Raw genomic sequence first — 21,460 nt, forward strand, 5'->3', positions numbered from 1 at the left:
TATCTCACAAGTTCTACTATTAGAAAGCCCTCAAAAATGGGTTGATGAGAATTTAGATGTCAGCTACAAATTTATCTCTAAATATTTTTTTGATTACTATATATGAAGCATGACCCGTGTCAACTACAAAAGGGTTAGTGAACTCGAATTTAGAATCGTTTTTCCCAGATAAACTAATATCTCCACTTTTATCTGTCATTTTTGTTAATAAGGACATTACCCATTTTTTTCTTTTTCTTATGAGTTTTATTTATGTTTATTATCTCCATTTACTTTTTTTTCATCGTCTATCATCGATTCCTCTCATATTAACAAATTAAAACTGTTAGATAAATATAAAAATCATAATTCATACACAAAACCTTACTAAACCTTTTTACTTAATGATGTCAATCTGTTTAAAAGTTCCGGTTGCTTATACTTATCCATAATAATTTCAATCATACAAAGCTTGTCTAAATTTTGGTTTACTTCTTCCATTGCGGCTTCTAGCTCCTGATCCGTTACTACTGTTTTTGTAAATGCTTCACCATTAAATGCTTTTACTAAATCTAAATATTTCCATGCATTAATATCATTATACTTAGAATGCATTCCCACAAAACCCCTTTCAATTGTATAGCCATCATTATTTATTAGGAAAATTATAGGCTTTAAGTTATAATAAAAAGCAGTTGATAGTGATTGAGCTGTCATCTGAAAAGCTCCATCACCAACTAAAACTATAGTTCTACCCTTTTTATTTGCTAAAGCTACACCATTTGCTGCTGGAACTGCAAAACCTATCGATGACCATACAGCACCATTAATAATTTTAGCTCCTTTTGGTAACGTAAACTCTCCACAATCCATTAAAACTGTACCAGTATCAACTACCACCATATCATCTTCTTTTAGAAATCTATCTAAATGGAAGATCAAGTTATTATGTTCTATTTCACCTTTTTTAAGTTGCTCTCTTTTAATACCATTTGTAACAGTTAATTGAGGAATAGCTTTTGTATATTTAATACTAGAGCTAAACATTTTTTCTAAAATATCACTTAATGTAACTCCAAAAATAGTTTTTCCATCCACTGTGATACTTTCTGGATCAACTTGAATTACTATTTTAGGATCTAGATTAACAGTATATATGCCTGCATTAATTTCCCACCATTTAACACCAAGACAAATAATATTTTCAGCTTCATTATATATCTTATTTATATTTTGATTAGAAAATACCGCGGCATAAGTCCCCATAAAGTTAGGTAAGTCTTCTCTTACAGCACCTTTGGCACCCCAAATAGTCATATAAGGAATATTACTTTCTTCTAAAAACTTATTTAACTTATCAGAAACATGATACCTATCTGCCATTTCACCCACAATGATTAAGCTATTTCTAGTATTGATACGCTCCTTTATAGTAGCAAAAGTATTCTCCAACAGCTTAGCATCTGATTTAGGTAAAGCTATATCTAATTTTCCATGTGGAGCAGCAACTAAATAATTTAAAATATCTTGTGGAAGCTTAATATACACAGGAAGTTTATGATAGTAACATGACTTAATAGCTCGATCTATCTGCTCACCAGGATTATAAAAATCAAGTTCAACTTGGTCTACTGTTATATGAGAATACATTTTTGTGAATTCTCTATATTTTTTATTTAGCAGTGTATGGTGAGCTGGAAGTTGTTTTTCCTCTTTAGCTAAACCAATAGATCCTACAATTTTAATCACAGCTGAATTTTCCGCATAGGCCCCAGCTATACCATTTATAGCACTTAATTCTCCAGGACCATAAGTAGTGACCATAGCACTAATGCCATGAGTTCTAGCATAACCCTCAGCAGCATAACTAGCACATAGTTCATTACAGTCACCGCGCCATTCAAATCTATTATCGTGCTCAATTTGTTCAACAAAATCTAAATTATAATCCCCAGGAACACCAATAATATCTTTTATTCCCAACTCATTTAATCTTCTTCTTAAGTACTCACTTACTGTTATCATTTCCATAATAATTTACCTCTTTAATTTATTTAAATCACAACGTCGACTGAAATATTATTTAAATCTGAAATTCCTGCCAAAACCATTGTGTTATCTATCTCTTTTTTGAGAATATCATAAACTTTTTCTACACCTTTTTGACCAAATGCTGACAATCCATACAAAAATGGTCTACCAACTAAAGTGAAATCTGCACCTAATGCTAAAGCTTTTATGACATCTTGACCCGATCTAATACCGCTGTCTAAAATTATTTTTGTATTCCCTTTTACTTTCTCAGCTATTGCTGGCAAAGCTTCTATAGTTGGCAAAACACCGTCAAGTTGTCTTCCACCATGGTTAGATACAACAATTCCATCAGCGCCAACTTTTACTGCATTTTCAGCGCTTTCTGTATTTAAAATTCCTTTTATAACCAGATTACCATCCCAAATTTTTCTCAGCCATTCTACGTTTTTCCAAGTAACACTCGGATCAAATTGTGAATCCATAAAATCTATGACACTTTTCATCCCTTTTTCACCAGTTGGAATGTGTCCACTTAAATTACCAAACTGTTTGTATTTACTTAGTAAATATCCCCATAACCAGCTTTGCTTAGTGGTAATATTAATAATGTCTTTAAACCTAAATTTTGGCGGAATCGACAAACCATTACGCATATCGCTATATCTAATACCATTGACTGGTAAATCAGCATTAACAAAAATTGTCTTACAACCAGCTAATTTTGCTCTTTCAACTAATGATTTGGTAAAGCCTCTATCTTTCATAAGATAAAGTTGAAACCAAAAAGGATTATTAACTTCTTTTCTTACAGTTTCTAAAGAGCAGATAGCCATAGTACTAAAAACATATGGAATACTAACCTTTTCAGCTATTTGAGCTAATGCTATTTCACCTTTTGGCCAAAACATACCAGCCATACCGGTCGGAGCTATTGCAAATGGTACACTAGAGTTAAAATCAAATATCTGTTTAGACTGATTTCTCTTGCTACAATCTTTAAATGCACTTTGATTTATTCTAATTTTTTTAAATGCCTGCTCATTTTCATACACTGTTTGTTGTTGATATGAACCACTATCAATATAATCTAAAAAAACTCTTGGTAATCTTTTCTGTGATGCTTTGTGTATATCTGTAATATCATAAACTTTTTTTATATTCATAGTTATTTTTCCCGTATTTGAAAGCTAATAAAAATAACAACTTATATCAGAATACAAGAAACAAATAACTAAGTGAAATACTTTAATCTTATGTTTATAATAAGTTTCTTTTATGATAAATATTTAAGTTTAGTTTGAATAAGAAATTATAATAAAATCTACTTTTCTAAATTAATCTTCTCTTTCACTAATTTGACTATAGTTAAATATTCTTCTCTTGATACGTTACTTTTTTTCCTGGCTAAACAAATATTTCTATAAAAATCTATATCTTCTATAGTAAGGTACACCAATCCCTCTATGTTGACACATGCAAGCTCTGGTACAAGAGTTACACCTTCATTAATTCTAACCATTTCTCTTATTGTAAGTAAGCTAGATCCCTTGATGAAACTAAAATCAATATTATTTGACTTACAAGTTTCTAAAATCCATCCTTTCAGACCCATTTCACTATCTAGGAAGATTAACTTCTCTTGTAAAAGCTCTTTTAATGTCACTGTTTTTTTCTGTGATATTGGATTATCAACACTTGCTGATAAGTAAAATCTCTCTTTAAAAACTCTTTCAATATGAAGATTAATATCTTCTATAGGCTCTGCTAAAAAAACAAAATCAATTTGATCCTTATAGAGCATATCGATTAACTTATCAGAGTTGTTATCTATTACAGAAATTTCAAAATTAGGATAATTTTTTTTAATTATAGAAATAATTTTAGGCATAAGATAAGGATATAAAGTTGAGAAAGCACCTATTGATATAGGTATTTTATCGTTATTTAGATAGTTTCTTATAAGCCTATCTAAACTATTATGTGCATTTAAAATAATATATATTTGTCCAACTATTTTCTCTCCGATTTCTGTTGTATAGACTTTTTTCTTTGTTCTTTCAAAAATTTTTACGCCATACCATTCTTCTAAGTTTTTTATTTGCATACTTAAGGCTGGTTGAGATACAAAGCATCTTTCAGAAGCTTCTTTGAAACTACCTGTTTCATATAATGCAATCACATACTCTAGAGTTCTCATTTTCATAACTCTACCTTAAATACTTATTAAAAAAACCTTTCCAAGCCATATAAAATCTTAGGTTCTCTGCTTTTTGAACGATAAACTCTTTACTTTGTATATATCTTGATAATAAATTCTTAACAGACTTATTTTTACTAGTAAATTCAAGCAATCTAATTACTAAACTTCTCAATCATTTTAAGCACAACGTAAATTATTGCACTAATAATCGCCGAAATAACACATACTTTTATAGCAATTGGAAACAGATGAATAAATACAGTTATAATAGTTACTATAATTAATACGCCTACAAATATTGATAAAAACTTATCCATTCTTAAAACCCCTTACTTTATAATAATTTTTGCAAATTTACGTTTTCCTACTTGGAAAACATTATCTGTTCCTTTAGCAAAAACAGCCTTATTATCACTAATCTTTTCACCATCAATCTTAACAGCACCTTGTTGAATCATACGATTAGCTTCTGAAGTACTTGCAACTAAGCCTGCTTCTTTTAGCAAGTTTGCTATAGGTAGTTCTTGGTTTAATTCTACAACATTTATATCATCAGGTATCTGATTTTTTTGGAATCTTTGAATAAAATCTTGGTGAGCGTTTTCAGCTTCGACTTTCGAATGGAATCTCTCGATTAACTCTTTAGCAAGCTCTATCTTAATATCACGCGGATTAGTACCATTTGCAACATCTTGCTTTAAATTAGCAATAGTTTCTAGTGTTTTAAAGCTTAGTAATTCATAATAGCGCCACATAAGCTCATCTGAAATCGACATTACTTTACCAAAGATTTCATTTGCTGGCTCTTCGATACCAATGTAGTTTTGGCTAGATTTAGACATTTTTTTGACACCATCTAAACCCTCTAGAAGTGGCATTGTAATTATAACTTGTGGTTCTTGACCTTGTTGCTTTTGTAACTCCCTACCCATTAGTAGATTAAACTTTTGGTCTGTACCGCCTAGCTCAATGTCAGCATTCATAGCTACAGAGTCATAACCCTGTACTAGAGGGTATAAAAATTCATGGATTGATATCGATTGACCATTTTTGTATCTTTTTGAAAAATCATCTCTTTCAAGCATTCTTGCTACTGTTGATTTAGAAGCAAGCTTAATCATATCACTAGCAGTCATTTGATTAAACCAGTCTCCGTTACGACGAATGATAGTTTTGTCTTTATCAAGAATTTTAAATACTTGCTTAGTATAAGTCTCAGCATTTGCAGCAACCTCTGCTGCTGTTAGCGGTGGTCTTGTCGCATTTTTGCCACTAGGATCACCTATCTGTGCAGTGAAATCACCGATCAAAAAATGGATCTCATGGCCTAAATCTTGTAATTGTTTTAGCTTATTAATAACCACAGTATGACCTAAATGAATATCTGGTGCTGTTGGATCGCAGCCAAACTTAATCACCATAGGTGTATTTTTTTCGAGTTTCTTGATTAATTCTTCTTCGATTAGGACTTCCTCAGCCCCTCTTTTAATAATTTCTAAAGTCTGCTGTATAGTCAACATTATATTTTGTATTAATAAATTTCATTCAATAAAGCAAAATTATAGCACAAAACTCTTTTATAGAACCAATAAAACCTTATACTTGTTACAAACTAAAAATATTTAATAGTCGATGAATATATATATATCTCAAAGCAATGATATTTATTTTAATTTAGCATTTGAAAACTGGCTTTTTTTAGAAAAGCTAAATGATAAAAAAATTCTATTTTTATGGCAAAATGCTCCTTGTGTTGTCATAGGTAGAGCCCAAAATCCTTGGCTTGAATGTAATCTCACAGCAATGCAACAAGATAAAATTCCTATGGTTAGACGTCAAAGCGGTGGTGGCGCTGTTTATCACGATTTTGGTAATTTAAATTACACGATTATTTCACCTAAAAAAGATCATGATATCCAAGCTAACTTAGAATTAGTTTGCAATACTGTTAGAAAGCTAGGTATCGAAGTCTATGCTAACCAAAGAAATGATATTGTTGTTGATCATCATAACTACACTTATAAAATATCAGGTAGTGCTTTTAGGGAGAAGAAAGATCGAGCATTTCATCATGGTACATTTTTGATTAATGCCAATACAAAAAAACTCTATGACTACCTTCATCAGCCAATAGATAAATCCCTTGATACCAAAGGAGTCAAATCTCATCGTTCAAAAGTTATTAACCTTTGCCAACTCAAAGCAGATATACAAACTCAGGATATAACTAGATCCTTTATCAAAAGTTTTAGAAGCGTTAACTTAAGCTTGATTAATGAAGACACACCACTAGTGAATAAAGAGCTAATAACCAAAGAAATTGAAAACTTAAAAGATTGGAAATGGCGTTTTGGTAAAACTCTACCTTTTACAAAAACTTATACAAAAGGTGGTGAAGAAATCAAAATCAAAATTGAATCTGGAATTATTACAGAGATCAACAATGTCTATAAAAATACAAATCTTGCTAACAAAAATATTCGTTTTGAAAATAGTTATGATTTTAATTTCTTAAAAAAAATCTTAGAAGAATAAACCGTTAACCAATTTTAAAAGTTGATTTAGAACCTCAACTCGATTACATATGCATGATAATCTTTAATTTTACGCTCTTTTATTTTGAATTTGTCGCAAAAAATGTTGCCACACTGATAGCAAAAATAAAAGGTAAAATAAAAGCGTCAACTACTGTTACAACGATATTTTGTACTGACATTTCTAACGAATTCATTTCGACATTTAAACTTCTTAGAATATATATTAGGCCAAATGTTAACAATGGCTTGATAATCATAAATGCTAATATCGTTATTGAAACTCTAAACATATAGAAAAAATTATTTTTTACTATATAAAAATTAGCTGAAAGTGATTCAAAAACGCCCTTCTGCGTTAAAAGTACCGAAGGCATAACTGTTAAGAACAGCAATATTGCTAAAAAGATACCAATGTATTGTAAAAACATCGTAAATATAGCCGTTACAATCATTGAGAGCAAAAATGCACCAACAAACACAAAAACTCGTTTGGAAAATATTTGTAGAGCAATTTTTAGCGCATCTGATACTTTTAGCTCATGCTTGATCATAATTCCTTGTAAGCTAATTATCATCGCATAAACAAATATTGTAGCGATCATAATTATCAAAAACATAACTACTAAAATATTCGCAGATGGTAGCTGGGAGACATCAACCTCACCATTACTTTGGATAAATTTATCCATTCCATGATTCATCAAGTAGACAAAACAAAACTCAGAGATAAATGAAAGCATAAAGGCTAATGCAAAAGTTATCTTAAAAGCTCTCTTATATATACTTGCTGCTTGAGAAATAGTTTCTTTAAAATTTAAATTACTCATATTTAAAACACTCAGTTAATAAAATGAAACAAGCTAAAATATAACATAAAAGTTGTTATTTTTGTGCTATAAAATCCAATCTAATATTTAAAAATATAAAAAAACATAATAAAAACTTGTAAAATTTGATATCAATACCATTTAATTATATTAAACAAATTATTTTAACAACTCCTAATAAAGGAATAATTATGGAAGCAATGAAAGGAACTACTATTCTATGCGTTAGAAAAGGTGATAAAGTAGTAATCGGTGGTGATGGCCAAGCCACTCTCGGACATACAGTAGCAAAAGATAATATAGTAAAAGTTAGAAAATTAAATAATGGTAAAGTACTTACAGGATTTGCCGGCTCAACTGCCGATGCATTTACACTATTTGAAAAGTTTGAACAAAAATTAGAATTCTATCAAGGTAACCTTGAAAGAGCAGCTGTTGAGATGGTGCGTGAATGGCGTCTAGATAGGATGCTAAGTAAACTTGAAGCTATGATTATTGTCGCTGATGAGAAGCTTTCATTGTTAATATCAGGTGCTGGTGATGTAATGGCAGCTGATAAAAATGATATTATCTCTATTGGTTCAGGCTCAACATATGCTCGTTCTGCAGCAACTGCCCTTGTTGAAAATACAGATTTATCAGCTGAAGATATCGTCAAAAAAAGCCTTACAATAGCAGCTGATACTTGTATTTACACAAATCATAACTTTACGATACAAAGTTTAGAAAATAAAAAAGGATAGTTATACAATGACACACATAATGACTCCAAAAATAATTGTACACGAATTGGAAAGACACATAATTGGTCAAAATGATGCTAAAAAAGCAGTAGCTATTGCTTTACGTAACAGATGGCGCAGAATGCAACTTGATAGTGAGATGCGTCAAGAAGTAACTCCTAAGAATATTCTTATGATTGGTCCAACAGGCGTTGGTAAAACAGAAATCGCGCGTAGACTAGCAAAATTAGCAGATGCTCCGTTTATCAAGGTTGAAGCAACTAAATTTACAGAAGTTGGCTACGTTGGTAAGGATGTCGAATCTATTATTCGTGATTTAGTAGAAACTGCTGTGAAGATGAAGCGCGAAGAAGCTAAAAAGAAAGTTACGGAGAAAGCAGTTAAATTAGCAGAAGATAGAATCCTAGATGTTCTAATCCCGCCTGCAAGGGCTTCAGAATCAAAAGTCGGTTTTGCAAATGAACCAACAGAAGATGCTGCTACTAAAAAAGAAAAAGAAAATAAAACCCGTGAAATTTTTAGAAAGAAAATCCAAAATGGTGAACTTGATGATAAAGAGGTTGAAATTGAAGTAGCTATTGCCCCGAAAACTATCGGTGTAATGGGCCCTCCAGGTATGGAAGATATGACAAGTCAACTACAAGATCTTTTCTCTAGTTTAAGCAGTGATAAGAAAAAAAATAAGAAAATGCGCATCAAAGATGCTATCAAACTAGCTCAAGATGAAGAAGCTGCAAAACTAGTTAATGAAGAAGATATCAAAGCTCGTGCTTTAGAAGCTGTTGAGCAAAATGGTATCGTATTCTTGGATGAGATTGATAAGGTATGTAGGAAATCAAATAATTCTGGTGCTGATGTGTCTCGAGAAGGCGTACAGCGTGATTTATTACCATTAGTTGAAGGTTCTACAGTATCAACAAAATATGGTATGATCAAAACAGATCATATACTGTTTATAGCATCTGGTGCATTCCATGTTGCCAAACCTTCTGACCTTATACCAGAGCTTCAAGGTAGGTTACCGATTAGAGTTGAGCTAAAATCTCTAGAAATAGAAGATTTTGTGAGAATCTTGAGAGAACCTGACTGCTCTATTCTTAAACAATATATTGCTTTGATGAAAACTGAAGGAGTTGATTTAAGCTTTGAAGAAGATGCAATCAGAAAAATTGCTGAAATTGCCTACAGAGTTAATGAAGAAGTTGAAAATATTGGTGCTAGAAGACTTCATACTGTTATGGAAAGACTTCTTGAGGAAATCTCTTTTGACGCTCCAGAACTAACAGACAAAAATATTAATATAACTACAGACTATGTCAATGAAAAACTAGGAAATCTAGTTAAAAATAAAGATTTAAGTCAATATATCCTATAAGCTCGAAACTGATTTTATAATTTTTTTACGCCTAGATTATATATTTTCTTAAGTTCTAGCGATAAAATCTTGTTTACTATTTGATTAACTTAAAATGCCTATGAGTATTACTTTGTTTAAAAAAGCCTCGAGACTTTTGCTAATAACTCAGCTTTTTTCAACAGTTAGTTTCGCTGTTTTATATTCAACCTTAGTATTATTTATGACACAAGCACTTGGCTTTACTGTCACTAAAGCTAGCGCTGTTATGGGTGTTTTTGTCGCTTTTAATTATGGTCTACATATCTTAGGCGGCTATATTGGTGGTCGCTTAATCAGTTATAGAGTGCTATTTTTGTTAGGAATGGTCTTACAAATATTTGCGTGTTTATTTTTAGCATTTCCATCAACAGCGCATCTTTATATAGCTTTAGCACTATTTCTAACAGGTTGTGGTTTAAATGTTCCTTGTATAAACATGATGTTAACACAACAGTTTGAGAACAATGATGGCATTAGAGAAAAAGCATTTTTCTGGAATTATGCTGGTATGAACATTGGCTTTTTTATCGGTTTTACAATTGCTGGGATATATCAAGGTAAACAAAGTTATAATACGCTATTTCTTATAACAACACTTACAAATATTATTGCCTTTGTACTTTTAGCAACTAGCTGGAAGACAGTCGCTGATAGAACTACCCCTCTAGTTAAGAAAATCCAGCAAAAGGGCAATAGCATATTACTCAAAAATAATTTCTTCGCATTTTTGATAATTTTTATAACAGTATTATTATTGTTTGTTGCGCTACAATATCCACTTAATACAAACTATATTGCTCTTGTTATTGGGATATTACTCCTATTAATGTTTATTCCAATTGCTAAAGCTCAAAATATCAAAGAGCAAAAGGATAAGGTTTATGCTTATATAATATTAGCAACTTTTGGCTTAGTATTTTGGTCAGCATATCAACTTGCACCAATGGCTCTAACAGTGTTTGCTGAGGCAAATGTAGATAAGCACTTATTAAATTTTACAATACAAACACAATGGTTTCAGAATGTAAATACAATTGTTATAGCTGTAGGTGGTATGTTGCTTCCAAGTATATTATTAATTATACGCAAACGCTTCATCTTTTCCTTTCCAATGCAATTTTGCTTTAGCCTTATTTTTATAGCAATTGGTTTTGCTACGCTCATCATTGGTATACTATGTGCTAATAGTTATGGCTATACAGCTGCAATTTGGCTAATCCTAAGCTATGTATTTCAATCTATAGGTGAGTTACTCATAGGCCCTACTGGCTATGCTATGGTTGGTAAACTTGCTAAACCAAAGCTTCAAGGCTTAATGATGGGATCTTGGATGGTTGTTACAGGAAGCACTTCTGGAGTTATTGCCAGCTTACTATCAATATTAGTAGCATCACCAGATATTAATGCTACACCTATTGAGACAAACCCCAGCTATTTAACTTTGTTTACTGGCCTAACGCTAGTAGCTACTGTTGCAGCATTTATTATGTATCTGATAATCCCAAAAATTAGAAAACTTGCATATATCTAAACAAATAATAGCTATATTTTCTTTAGCGTATACCTTATAATCTACTCATTCTTTGAATTATCTTAATATCATTTATCAATGACTATTAGAGAAAAATACTCCAACTATATTCCTCTTTTTATATCCATTACAATGACATTAAATGGTATTATTACAATACTAGCTGTTGCAATACCAATTATTAATAAAATCTTTTCAATAAACATTGATACTGAAATACCTTCTGATGTCTATAACATAAGTATGAGATATAACTCTGGGCTTGGGGTGATAATACCTTTGGTTCTTGGCTACTTTATGATAATCATCGCTAAAGGTATTTATCAAAGAAAAAGAACATTTTGGTTTTTAGCAGTTATATTTATCAGTTTATCAATGGTCGGTGATTATATTCAGGATAAACACATAGCCGATAAGATAACTTTCCTAACCCATGCTTTAGAAATTATCTTGTTGCTTTATTTTAGGAAAGCTTTTAACAAAAAAAATACCAAAAACCTTAGCTTCTACCAGTTTGTTGTTGCTATTACATTTTTGTTAGCTATTAGCTATAGCGTACTAGGTTTGTACTATTTAAGAGATGAGTTTGAGGGTATTAAAAATATCTCTGATGCTGTTTACTTTACTATCGTAACTTTTAGTACCGTTGGCTACGGTGATATTCACCCTATTACACAACAGGCAAAACTCTTTACAATATCGATTATGATTGTAGGTATCGGTTTATTTGCAACAATAATTACTGTATTAGCTGGTAGTATCATAAATAAAGTTACTGATAAATTTAAACAAAAAAACGGAGTTTCGTATATGAAGGATCATATAATAATTTGTGGCTATACCGAAATTACTAAATGCCTAATCAAAGACTACCTAAAATCTCATATTGATAATCTTATTGTTATCGAAAAAAATTATCAGCAAAAATTTATTAATATTGATGAAGAACAAAGAAAACATTTCATTGATGCAGAATCACATGACTACGATGCGCTTATAAAAGCAAATATCAGTAAAGCAAAAAGCATTTTTATCCTTAATGAAAAAGATTCTGATAATATCCTAACGCTTCTAGCAATTAAAGAAGTACTTAAACAAGGTAACCAAAATACTAATCAACCTAAGATTTCAGTCAAGCTTGATAAAGATGAAAGCATAAATATTGCTAGCAATATTGGTGTTGATCAAATCGTCTCACCTACTAAGAAAATTGCCGAAATGCTAATAAAATATGAATAGTTTAACTAAAACTACTCAATATAAACTTATACTATGTTATTATTTTAACAATATGTTTGCCGATTTTTTAAGAAAATAGAGTGTGGAGTAAAACCATGGAATATAATTACGATATTATTATTATAGGCAGTGGCCCTGGTGGTGAAGGGGCTGCAATGAAAGCAACTAGAAACGGGCAAAAAGTAGCTATAATTGAGGATGATGCTATTGGCGGTGGTTGTAATAACTGGGGAACAATTCCAAGTAAAGCTTTAAGACAACTATCACGCGAAGTTTGGTATAACAAAAAACGCTTCGATTTCCCGGAGATGCTTGATACTGCTTATGAAATAGTTATCAAACAAAGAGAAATTAAGAAAAACCGTTTTGTTAATAATGAAATTGACGTTTTCTATGGTTTTGCTAGTTTTATCGACAAGCACAAAATAAAAATCTCACGCAAAAATGGCTCCACAGAAATCATTACCGCGAAAAAGTTCATTCTCTCCACTGGTTCTCGCCCATATCAGCCCAATGATATTGACTTTACTCATCCAAGAATTTTAGATAGTGATAAACTTCTAGAATTAAAAGACAAAAATATCAAATCAATTACCATTTATGGTGCTGGTGTAATTGGTTGTGAATATGCCTCTATACTTGGAACACTTGATATCCAAGTGAATCTTATAAATACTAGGAACAAATTAATGTCATTTCTTGATGACGAAATTATCGAAACATTAACAAATCACTTCACGGTTAACCAGAAAATTAACCTGATGCACAATGAAACTTATAAAAGCATCAAACCAAAAAGCGATAAAGTAGTCACTACACTTAACTCAGGTAGAATTATCGAATCAGATTATGTCTTATTTGCTCTTGGGCGTGCTGGCAATACAAATGGTCTTAATTTAGATAAGATTGGTGTTGAGTACGATCCACAAAGAGGTCTTGTCAAAATTAATGACAATTACCAAACTACTCAAGAGAATATCTATGCTGTTGGTGATGTTATTGGCTTTCCTTCACTTGCTTCATCGGCTTTTAATCAAGGCAGATTTGCAGCTACACATATTATAGATGGCTCTTGTAATGATAAATTAGTCGAAGATATTCCAACAGGTATCTACACTCGCCCAGAAATCAGCTGTATCGGCAAAACTGAAGAACAATTAACGGTTGAGAATGTTCCTTACGAAGTTGGTAGAGCTTATTTTAAAGATCTAGCTCGTGCACAAATTTCAGGAAGTGAAACAGGGATGCTAAAGATACTTTTCCATAAAGAGACTCTAGAAATTCTCGGCATCCACTGCTTTGGTCATAGGGTATCTGAAATTATTCACATTGGTCAGGCTATCAAGTCAATGCCTGGTAAGCATAATACCATCAGATACTTTTTGAACACTACATTTAACTACCCTACTATGGCTGAGGCTTATCGTATAGCTGCTATTGATGGTGTTAATAAACTTAAACCTAAAAATAAGCAATGTGTACCAGAACATAACTAATATATGCACTACGATATCTATATAATTTTCTTGTTTATATTTCTGTTTGGTGCTGCTATCGGTAGCTTTTTAAATGTTTTGATATATCGGGTGCCTAATAAACTATTTTCCGATGAACAAGCTATTGCTCGAGAAATACTTGGGCTTGATAAGCAACAACCTTCACAGAATTTTAGTTTATTAACACCCTCAAAATGTCCAAAATGTCATAATAAACTACAATACCGTCATAATATTCCGATAATTGGTTGGTTTTTACTCAGAGGTAGATGCTTCTTCTGTAAAGAAAAAATATCTTTTGAATACCCACTAATAGAGTTTATTAGTGCTAGCTTATTCGTAGCTATTTTCTATTATTTTGGTTTTACACTTCAGAGTTTAGCCCTAGTAATTTTAAGTATTTTTTTTATACCGCTATTTTTTATCGATGCTAAACATCAAATTCTCCCAGACTCGTTGACACTGCCATTACTATGGCTTGGAATAATACTTAATTATTACAATGTTTTTACTACTCTAGAGCAAGCTGTATGGGGAGCTATAATTGGCTATCTCTCACTATGGTCAGTTTTTTGGATATATAAAATTTTTACAGGTAAAGAAGGCTTTGGCCATGGTGATTTTAAACTCTTAGCAGCAGTAGGAGCTTGGTTTGGTTACTCAATGCTATTATATACAATTTTTATTAGTTGTATTTTTGGGATTTTAATTGCTATTATTATAAACCTTATTGCTAAGCGCACTAATGTCATACCTTTTGGACCTGCAATAATTTTGGCAACATTTTTTTATCTACTAACTAAAGATAATATCTATATATGGTATAATCACATTATGCTAATTCAATTTTAATTATAGCTAATGCAAAAAAAAAGTTTTTCTATTCTAATTTTATTTGTGGTTATACTATTAGTTGTGCTGTATATTTTTAGCACTACTAACCTTAATAAAATCTCACCAGATAACAAACAAGGGTTATATCTTGTTGAGCATGCCTTCCCACAATATAAAGTGATAAAAACTTTTGATACAGGTATTCATCTACAAGCATATATTCTACAAGACAAAAAAGACCCTACCAAACATAGTGTAACTTTCACTAGTGGAGATGGTGGTGTAATTGTTAATGGTGAACTTTTAGCTTGGGATAGAAGTCAAAACAAGTTAACTAGTTTAAATAATATTTATGCAAACTATTTCACATCTTCACCTCAAGCAAATAATCTTTACCTAGATATCAAAAAGTATGCTACATACATCCAACAAGGTAGTAATGATGCTCCACATAAATTCTATGCTATCATAGACCCTAGTTGTAGTTATTGTAATCGTCTATTTGATGCAACCCAACCAGCTATTAATTCTGGAGAACTTGCAGTACGCTGGATTCCTTTAGGTGTACTTCGCAATAGTCCAGAGATTGTTAGAAGTATTCTTAACTCAAAAGACCCTCTAGAAGCGTTGATTAAATATCACAAAACAAAAACATATGACCAAAACTTGACGCAGCAAAATGAAAAAGCTGCAAATAACTTACGATTATCAAGTGATATTGAAGGGTTCCCTACGATTGTTTATAAAACACCTCAAGGAGCTTTAAAAATCTCAGGTGGTAACAAACTTCCACTCACAGATGCTACTATAGCAGCAAAAGACAATATCAACAAAATTAACGAGTTTTTACTTTTAACCTCAAATAACTTCTAAATTAAGATATGAAAAAAATAATTACTCTAATAATTAGTATATTAATTGTAACTTTGAGCTTTGCTATTACCAAAGTAGATATCCAAGTTAATAATGATATTCAAAATATAGAAAAAAAATATGGTGGTAAAATTGGTGTCTATACCATAAATAGAAATGACGGGAGTAACTTTGCAGTTAATGCTAGTTTCTATTTTCCAATATGTAGTACTTATAAATTTCTTGTAGTTGGTGCACTCCTTAAACAAAGTATGACTGATAATAAATTACTCAATCAACAAGTAAAAATTTCTAAAAATCAAATTGTTGGCTATTCCCCTATTACAAAAAAACATATCAACCAAACAATGACTGTCAGAGAACTTTGCAAAGCTTCTATGCAAGGTGATAATACTGCAACAAATATTCTCATCGAAAAACTAGGTGGTTTGAAAAATCTCAATAAGTTTATTTTATCGCTTCAAGATCATGCGACAAAAATTGCTAATTTAGAACCTAAAGTCAATCATGTTAGCTTAACGACAAACGAGAATAAAACTACACCAAAAGTTATGGCTAAAGATATTAATAAGCTTGCTTTTAGTAATGATCTACTTGATAAAAAACATCGCTTAATGTTTAAAAAATGGCTTATAGCTAGTAGTACTGGTAACAATCGTATCGCTGCTGAAGTACCTGATGAATGGGAAGTTGGTGATAAAACTGGAACTTGTCAATATGGTACAACAAACGATGTTGCTATTATTTGGCCTGATGATAATAGAGCTGTTATAATGGCAATTTTTTATACCCAGTCACAGAAAAATGCTAAGCCAAACAGTAAAATTCTCAGAGAAGTAACTAAGATACTCCTAGACAGACTACAACTAAATAATACTACGAAAAATGCCTAAAATAAAAATGATTGTTGGCCTAGGTAATATAGGCAAAGAATATCAAGATACACGCCATAATGTTGGTGAATGGTTTATTGCTAAAATAGCTCAAGATAAAAATCAAAGTTTCAACTCTAATCCTAAACTTAATTGTAAACTAGCTAAAGTTAGTATTGATTATAATAATGTGATACTAGTATTTCCTACGACATATATGAATAATAGTGGTTTAGCTGTAACAAAAGTTGCTAGTTTTTATAAAATTCAGCCAGAAGAAATACTCGTTGTTCATGATGAGCTTGATATAGACTCAGGACAAATCCGCCTAAAAAAAGGTGGGGGGCACGGTGGCCATAATGGACTTAGAAGTATTAACCAACACTTAGGTACTAATGACTATCTACGCCTTAGAATTGGTATTGGTCACCCAGGACATAAATCAAAAGTAGCTAACTATGTATTATCAAACCCATCTATAGTTCAGAAAAAAGATATAGATGATGCTATTGATAATGGTATCTGTTTTTTAGATGATATAATAAACTACAAATTAGAGCCTGTAATGCAGAAGCTACATACACAATAATATATAAGGAATAAAATAATGGGATTTAAATGTGGTATCGTAGGTTTGCCAAATGTTGGTAAATCGACTCTTTTTAATGCTCTTACAGAAGCAGGAATCGATGCAGAAAACTACCCTTTTTGTACAATTGATCCAAATGTTGGTATTGTTTCTGTACCAGATCAAAGACTTAACGAATTAGCAAAAATTGTTAAGCCAGAAAGAATAATACCAACAACGATGGAGTTTGTAGATATTGCTGGACTTGTAGCTGGAGCTAGTAAAGGCGAAGGCTTAGGTAACAAGTTCCTTGCAAATATCCGTGAGACAGACGCTATAGCTCATGTCGTCAGATGTTTTGAAGATGATAACATTATTCATGTAAGTGGAAAGGTTGATCCTATTGATGATATTAACACTATCAATATGGAATTGATATTAGCTGACATTGAATCTTGTGATAAAGCAGTTCAAAGATTCGCTAAAATGAAAAAATCTGGTGATAAAGAAGCTTTAGCTAAAGCAGATTTTTACACTAAACTAAAAGAGCATTTAGAATCAGAAAAACCTGCTAGAACATTTGAGCTAACAGATGATGAAGCTAAGTGGCTTAAGCAAACTCCTCTACTAACTAGCAAACCTGTATTGTATATTGCTAATGTTACTGATGATGGTTTTGAAAATAATCCTCTTCTTGATAAAGTTATAGAGTATGCTAAAGCAGAGGACTCAAATGTTGTGCCTGTTTGTGCTGCTATGGAACAAGAAATTTCTCAACTTGAACCTGATGAAAAACTAGAATTTTTAGCTGATATGGGTCTATCAGAAACTGGATTAGATAGAGTAATCAAAGCAGGTTATGCATTACTAAACTTACATACATATCTAACAGCAGGTGTCAAAGAAGTAAGAGCATGGACAATTCCTGTAGGAGCAACTGCACCACAAGCAGCTGGGGTAATTCATACTGACTTTGAGCGTGGTTTTATTAGAGCTGAAGTTATCGCATACGATGACTATATTAAATATAATGGTGAGAAAGGTGCCAAAGAGGCTGGTAAAGCTCGCCTTGAAGGTAAAGAATATATCATGAAAGATGGTGATGTAGTTAACTTCAGATTTAATGTCTAATTCACTTTTATATGGCTAATAAAATAATTCATAGTGGACTTATTTGGTTAGTGCTTAGCTGTATTATAGGTTGTAATACTACTTTTACACTACCTAACTATCAATTAAGTGGTACATATTATAATCCAGATTATAATAAAGATGACCTAATTCATAGCTACTTTCAACAGAGCGTTGAGCAAATGGAAACTAGCCCTTATACTTATCAAGGTCAATATTATAAAGAAACCGGATTTACTCAGCCAAGTCCATTTATGCAAAATATTAACTGGAACAGAATGAATGTATAGATTATAGATAATAATTTATACACTAATAGTTATAGCTTTACAAAAACTAACAAACTACTAAAACCTAAAAATACATATATAATAGCTGCTAATATCACAACTAACACTAAATTAAATCTAGGAATTTCAGCTACTAACTCAGTATAATTTCTAAAACTCTACAATTCAAAAGAAATAATCTAAATATTAGTCAACTTTATTGAGGCTATTTTATTATCTCTAATATTTGTTATCTCCAGTAGAGTATTATTATATTTGATGCAACAAGGTCCTGATGGTAAATTCTCTATCTCTTCAATTATAAGTCCAGATAAAGTCTTAGCATCTTCACTTTCAAATTCTATACCAATATGACGATTAATCTCTCTTAAGGTAGCACTACCACCTATTAGATAACTATTATCTTCGAGTTTACGGATATTATTATTGACATCAAACCTATCAGAGAATTCACCAACTATCTCTTCCATAATATCTTCAATCGTGACCGTACCACATACATCACCATACTCATCGACAACAATTGCAAAGCGCTTACTTTTTTGTTGAAAGTTTAGCAGTTGTGTTTGTAACGAGACAGTTTCAGGGATAAAATATGCTTCTTGGGCAATTTTGCGTAATGCTACTTTGGTTATCTGATCTTTTTTTAATGAGATTAATAGGTTAGTTATCTCTTTTAACCTAATAACTCCAATAATATTATTTACACCATTCTCACACAGAATAATATTTAATGATCTCATTTTTGCAATTCTGGCTAAAATTTTATCAATTGAATTGCTTAAATCAATATATTCAACCTTATTGAAATGCGTCATTACCTCTTGAATTAAAACTTTATCTAACTCCAAAACTCCCAAGAGCATATTTTTATTTTTAGCTCCAAGTTTTGCATTTGACTCATTGACAACTGTCTGAATTTCTTCTTTATCCAAAGACTCATTATTCACAGCCTCTATTTTGACACCAAAAAGTTTTAATGTCACTTTTGAAACCATACTTAAAAATATTACTGCTGGGTATAAGATTAACATGATTATTTTTAAGGGTAATGAAAAAGGAAAAGCCAATTTTTGTGGGTAAATCGCTGCAAAAGATTTAGGGATTATCTCACCAAAAACTAAAACTAAAATAGTTACAACAATAGTTGCAATAAGCAGACCAATATCACCAAAATGATTTTCAGAATAAGATGAAATAACAGTTCCGGCAAAGATATTTGCAAAAGTATTACCAATAAGAATAGCAACCAGCAACCTCTCAGGATTGCGTACTAAAGATAGGCTTCTCTTTGCGGCACGATGATTTTTTTTAGCTAAATGTTTAAGTTTATATTTATTCAATGCCATCATAGCCGTCTCAGAGCTTGAGAAAAAAGCAGATGTACAAATAAGTATAAATATAATAATAACTACAGTATAAGTGCTCATTTAATCAATGTATAGCTACAACTAAATACTAGTTTAACACAAGAATTTTTCGAATAGAAAAATATATAGGAAATAAATGTAAAGATAAAATAATTATACTCTCATAAAGTCAGCGTGAATAAGCTTAACTTTATATGGATGTCTTTGTAAAGCTTTGATGATTACTTTCTCTTGTTTACCATCGATATCTAAAGTTATTTCACTTGAGAAGAATGCCTTATCTTCTGTTGAATGTAGAACTTTATCATGATCAAGTACTACAGATACCGCTTCTTTGTCACCACCATATATAACAGCTGGAATTTTACCAGCTCTTCTTAGACGGCGGCTCGCACCAGTACCTAAGTCTTCTCTCTTTTCAGCTTTAAGAATAAAATTTGCCATTGTTAGATTCCTTATTAATTTTTAAACAAATAAATTTAATCTATGCGACCCTAGATTAACTGTTGTATTGTATTAAATTATATTTATTAATGCAAGTAATTAATCAACTAAACCATCAGTACGAAAAATATCACTAACCGATTCTTCACCATTAGTTTTTTCAACAATTTGAGCAAGTAATGGTGCTAATGTTATAACCTTAATTTTGCTACACGCTTCAGCATGAGGTTTAAGAGGTATAGAATCAGTAACTATAAGCTCATCAATTGCTGAACTTGCGATATTTTTGATTGCATCGCCAGAGAGTAATGGATGTACACAAAATGCTGATACTTTAGCAGCTCCACCCTTCTCCATTAATGCTTGTGCTGCCTGACACATTGTTCCACCGGTATCCATGATATCATCAACTAGTATACAATGTTTACCATCAACCTCACCAATTATGTTCATAACCTCAGCAACATTTGGCTTAGGTCTTCTTTTATCAACTACAGCAATCTCAACACCTAAGTTTTTAGCTACAGATCTAGCTCTTACAACACCGCCCATATCAGGTGATACTATTTTAATATTTTGATATTTTTCTGGATTTTTACGCACATATTCTAAAAATATTTTAGTAGCAAAAGCATTATCAAAAGGTATGTCAAAAAATCCTTGAATTTGCTCGGCATGGATATCTACCGATAGTATCCTATCTAAGCCAACTGCTTGAAGAAGATTTGCTACAACTTTAGCAGATATTGGTACTCTTGCTGATTTTGATCTTCTATCTTGTCTAGCATAACCAAAGTATGGTAACACCGCCGTTACTCTCTCAGCAGATGATCTTTTAAGCGCATCTATCAATAGAATAAGCTCCATTAGATTATCAGCTGGTGGGCAAGTTGATTGAATCACAAAAACATCTTTACCACGCACATTCTCGTTTAGTACAACATGTATTTCACCATCTTTAAACCTATCAACTGTTGCATTACCGAGAGTTGCTCCTAGCTCTTTAGCTACTTCGCTAGCAAGCTTTTTAGAAGCATTACCACTAAAAATCATCAAATCTTCTGACATTTCATAAACCTTTAAATTCACACACCCT

Annotated in this window: 20 protein-coding genes; 12 read left to right on the forward strand and 8 right to left on the reverse strand. The window is 31.7% G+C overall.

The window, feature by feature from the left end; all coding sequences use genetic code 11:
* Positions 1–366 precede the first annotated feature (366 nt).
* The 4 genes from CGC45_RS05125 to tyrS form a co-directional block, all read right to left on the reverse strand.
* The gene (locus CGC45_RS05125; RefSeq protein ID WP_071629264.1) at positions 367–2,010 is read right to left on the reverse strand and encodes an alpha-keto acid decarboxylase family protein; all 1,644 of its coding nucleotides are present in this window, start codon (positions 2,008–2,010) and stop codon (positions 367–369) included.
* A 23-nt stretch (positions 2,011–2,033) separates the two neighbouring features.
* Positions 2,034–3,176: an alpha-hydroxy acid oxidase gene (locus CGC45_RS05130; RefSeq protein ID WP_071629265.1), complete on the reverse strand. Its 1,143-nt coding sequence runs from the start codon at positions 3,174–3,176 to the stop codon at positions 2,034–2,036.
* A 158-nt stretch (positions 3,177–3,334) separates the two neighbouring features.
* Positions 3,335–4,216, reverse strand: coding sequence for a LysR family transcriptional regulator (locus CGC45_RS05135; RefSeq protein WP_071629266.1), 882 nt, complete (start codon positions 4,214–4,216; stop codon positions 3,335–3,337).
* 326 nt (positions 4,217–4,542) lie between these two features.
* A complete protein-coding gene (gene tyrS / locus CGC45_RS05140) occupies positions 4,543–5,733 on the reverse strand; it encodes a tyrosine--tRNA ligase (protein WP_071629267.1) in 1,191 nt (396 codons plus the stop codon).
* Between the two features lie 112 nt (positions 5,734–5,845).
* Between tyrS and CGC45_RS05145 the strand changes: the two genes are divergently transcribed.
* Complete coding sequence (locus CGC45_RS05145; RefSeq protein ID WP_071629268.1) at positions 5,846–6,748, forward strand: lipoyl protein ligase domain-containing protein; 903 nt, start codon at positions 5,846–5,848, stop codon at positions 6,746–6,748.
* A 79-nt stretch (positions 6,749–6,827) separates the two neighbouring features.
* Here CGC45_RS05145 and CGC45_RS05150 read toward each other — a convergent pair whose 3' ends face one another.
* Positions 6,828–7,577 (reverse strand): hypothetical protein, encoded by a 750-nt coding sequence (locus tag CGC45_RS05150; protein ID WP_071629269.1) that lies wholly within the window; start codon positions 7,575–7,577, stop codon positions 6,828–6,830.
* Between the two features lie 191 nt (positions 7,578–7,768).
* Here CGC45_RS05150 and hslV point away from each other — a divergent pair, with 191 nt between their 5' ends.
* The 11 genes from hslV (at position 7,769) to CGC45_RS05205 (ending at position 18,550) form a co-directional block, all read left to right on the forward strand.
* Positions 7,769–8,320 carry an ATP-dependent protease subunit HslV gene (hslV, locus tag CGC45_RS05155; protein WP_071629270.1) on the forward strand — a complete coding sequence of 184 codons (552 nt, stop codon included), beginning with the start codon at positions 7,769–7,771 and terminating at the stop codon, positions 8,318–8,320.
* Positions 8,321–8,327: 7 nt separating this feature from the next.
* A complete protein-coding gene (gene hslU / locus CGC45_RS05160; protein WP_071629271.1) occupies positions 8,328–9,695 on the forward strand; it encodes an ATP-dependent protease ATPase subunit HslU in 1,368 nt (455 codons plus the stop codon).
* Between the two features lie 100 nt (positions 9,696–9,795).
* The gene (locus CGC45_RS05165; protein WP_071629972.1) at positions 9,796–11,247 is read left to right on the forward strand and encodes a peptide MFS transporter; all 1,452 of its coding nucleotides are present in this window, start codon (positions 9,796–9,798) and stop codon (positions 11,245–11,247) included.
* A gap of 78 nt (positions 11,248–11,325) precedes the next feature.
* The gene (locus CGC45_RS05170) at positions 11,326–12,486 is read left to right on the forward strand and encodes an ion channel (RefSeq protein WP_071629272.1); all 1,161 of its coding nucleotides are present in this window, start codon (positions 11,326–11,328) and stop codon (positions 12,484–12,486) included.
* 95 nt (positions 12,487–12,581) lie between these two features.
* Positions 12,582–13,982 (forward strand): Si-specific NAD(P)(+) transhydrogenase, encoded by a 1,401-nt coding sequence (gene sthA / locus CGC45_RS05175; RefSeq protein ID WP_071629273.1) that lies wholly within the window; start codon positions 12,582–12,584, stop codon positions 13,980–13,982.
* A 3-nt stretch (positions 13,983–13,985) separates the two neighbouring features.
* Positions 13,986–14,834 (forward strand): prepilin peptidase, encoded by an 849-nt coding sequence (locus CGC45_RS05180; RefSeq protein ID WP_071629274.1) that lies wholly within the window; start codon positions 13,986–13,988, stop codon positions 14,832–14,834.
* Between the two features lie 9 nt (positions 14,835–14,843).
* The gene (locus tag CGC45_RS05185) at positions 14,844–15,689 is read left to right on the forward strand and encodes a DsbC family protein (protein WP_071629275.1); all 846 of its coding nucleotides are present in this window, start codon (positions 14,844–14,846) and stop codon (positions 15,687–15,689) included.
* Positions 15,690–15,697: 8 nt separating this feature from the next.
* A complete protein-coding gene (bla, locus tag CGC45_RS05190) occupies positions 15,698–16,582 on the forward strand; it encodes a class A beta-lactamase (RefSeq protein ID WP_071629276.1) in 885 nt (294 codons plus the stop codon).
* Complete coding sequence (gene pth, locus CGC45_RS05195) at positions 16,575–17,150, forward strand: aminoacyl-tRNA hydrolase (protein ID WP_071629277.1); 576 nt, start codon at positions 16,575–16,577, stop codon at positions 17,148–17,150. Before bla ends, pth begins: the two co-directional genes overlap by 8 nt.
* An 18-nt stretch (positions 17,151–17,168) precedes the next feature.
* Positions 17,169–18,260, forward strand: a complete 1,092-nt coding sequence (ychF, locus tag CGC45_RS05200; protein WP_071629278.1) for a redox-regulated ATPase YchF — start codon at positions 17,169–17,171, stop codon at positions 18,258–18,260.
* 11 nt (positions 18,261–18,271) lie between these two features.
* A complete protein-coding gene (locus CGC45_RS05205) occupies positions 18,272–18,550 on the forward strand; it encodes a hypothetical protein (RefSeq protein WP_071629279.1) in 279 nt (92 codons plus the stop codon).
* Positions 18,551–18,729: 179 nt separating this feature from the next.
* Here the strand turns inward: CGC45_RS05205 and CGC45_RS05210 are convergent, their stop codons facing one another.
* The 3 genes from CGC45_RS05210 to CGC45_RS05220 all read right to left on the reverse strand — a co-directional run bounded on the left by CGC45_RS05210 (position 18,730) and on the right by CGC45_RS05220 (position 21,432).
* A complete protein-coding gene (locus CGC45_RS05210) occupies positions 18,730–19,980 on the reverse strand; it encodes an HlyC/CorC family transporter (RefSeq protein WP_071629280.1) in 1,251 nt (416 codons plus the stop codon).
* 93 nt (positions 19,981–20,073) lie between these two features.
* Positions 20,074–20,364 (reverse strand): 50S ribosomal protein L25, encoded by a 291-nt coding sequence (gene rplY, locus CGC45_RS05215; RefSeq protein WP_071629281.1) that lies wholly within the window; start codon positions 20,362–20,364, stop codon positions 20,074–20,076.
* A gap of 99 nt (positions 20,365–20,463) precedes the next feature.
* Positions 20,464–21,432 (reverse strand): ribose-phosphate pyrophosphokinase, encoded by a 969-nt coding sequence (locus CGC45_RS05220; protein ID WP_071629282.1) that lies wholly within the window; start codon positions 21,430–21,432, stop codon positions 20,464–20,466.
* Between the last annotated feature and the right edge of the window lie 28 nt (positions 21,433–21,460).

The sequence above is a fragment of the Francisella opportunistica genome, assembly GCF_003347135.1.
Taxonomy (GTDB): domain Bacteria; phylum Pseudomonadota; class Gammaproteobacteria; order Francisellales; family Francisellaceae; genus Francisella; species Francisella opportunistica.

Coding starts and splice junctions, on each gene's coding strand:
- tyrS (WP_071629267.1), bottom strand. CDS start 5,733: ATGTTGACTATACAGCAGACTTTAGAAATTATTAAAAGAGGGGCTGAG.
- CGC45_RS05135 (WP_071629266.1), bottom strand. CDS start 4,216: ATGAAAATGAGAACTCTAGAGTATGTGATTGCATTATATGAAACAGGT.
- CGC45_RS05210 (WP_071629280.1), bottom strand. CDS start 19,980: ATGAGCACTTATACTGTAGTTATTATTATATTTATACTTATTTGTACA.
- bla (WP_071629276.1), top strand. CDS start 15,698: ATGAAAAAAATAATTACTCTAATAATTAGTATATTAATTGTAACTTTG.
- CGC45_RS05170 (WP_071629272.1), top strand. CDS start 11,326: ATGACTATTAGAGAAAAATACTCCAACTATATTCCTCTTTTTATATCC.
- ychF (WP_071629278.1), top strand. CDS start 17,169: ATGGGATTTAAATGTGGTATCGTAGGTTTGCCAAATGTTGGTAAATCG.
- CGC45_RS05165 (WP_071629972.1), top strand. CDS start 9,796: ATGAGTATTACTTTGTTTAAAAAAGCCTCGAGACTTTTGCTAATAACT.
- CGC45_RS05150 (WP_071629269.1), bottom strand. CDS start 7,577: ATGAGTAATTTAAATTTTAAAGAAACTATTTCTCAAGCAGCAAGTATA.
- CGC45_RS05220 (WP_071629282.1), bottom strand. CDS start 21,432: ATGTCAGAAGATTTGATGATTTTTAGTGGTAATGCTTCTAAAAAGCTT.
- CGC45_RS05125 (WP_071629264.1), bottom strand. CDS start 2,010: ATGGAAATGATAACAGTAAGTGAGTACTTAAGAAGAAGATTAAATGAG.
- rplY (WP_071629281.1), bottom strand. CDS start 20,364: ATGGCAAATTTTATTCTTAAAGCTGAAAAGAGAGAAGACTTAGGTACT.
- hslU (WP_071629271.1), top strand. CDS start 8,328: ATGACACACATAATGACTCCAAAAATAATTGTACACGAATTGGAAAGA.
- CGC45_RS05180 (WP_071629274.1), top strand. CDS start 13,986: ATGCACTACGATATCTATATAATTTTCTTGTTTATATTTCTGTTTGGT.
- CGC45_RS05205 (WP_071629279.1), top strand. CDS start 18,272: ATGGCTAATAAAATAATTCATAGTGGACTTATTTGGTTAGTGCTTAGC.
- CGC45_RS05130 (WP_071629265.1), bottom strand. CDS start 3,176: ATGAATATAAAAAAAGTTTATGATATTACAGATATACACAAAGCATCA.
- CGC45_RS05145 (WP_071629268.1), top strand. CDS start 5,846: ATGAATATATATATATCTCAAAGCAATGATATTTATTTTAATTTAGCA.
- pth (WP_071629277.1), top strand. CDS start 16,575: ATGCCTAAAATAAAAATGATTGTTGGCCTAGGTAATATAGGCAAAGAA.
- hslV (WP_071629270.1), top strand. CDS start 7,769: ATGGAAGCAATGAAAGGAACTACTATTCTATGCGTTAGAAAAGGTGAT.
- sthA (WP_071629273.1), top strand. CDS start 12,582: ATGGAATATAATTACGATATTATTATTATAGGCAGTGGCCCTGGTGGT.
- CGC45_RS05185 (WP_071629275.1), top strand. CDS start 14,844: ATGCAAAAAAAAAGTTTTTCTATTCTAATTTTATTTGTGGTTATACTA.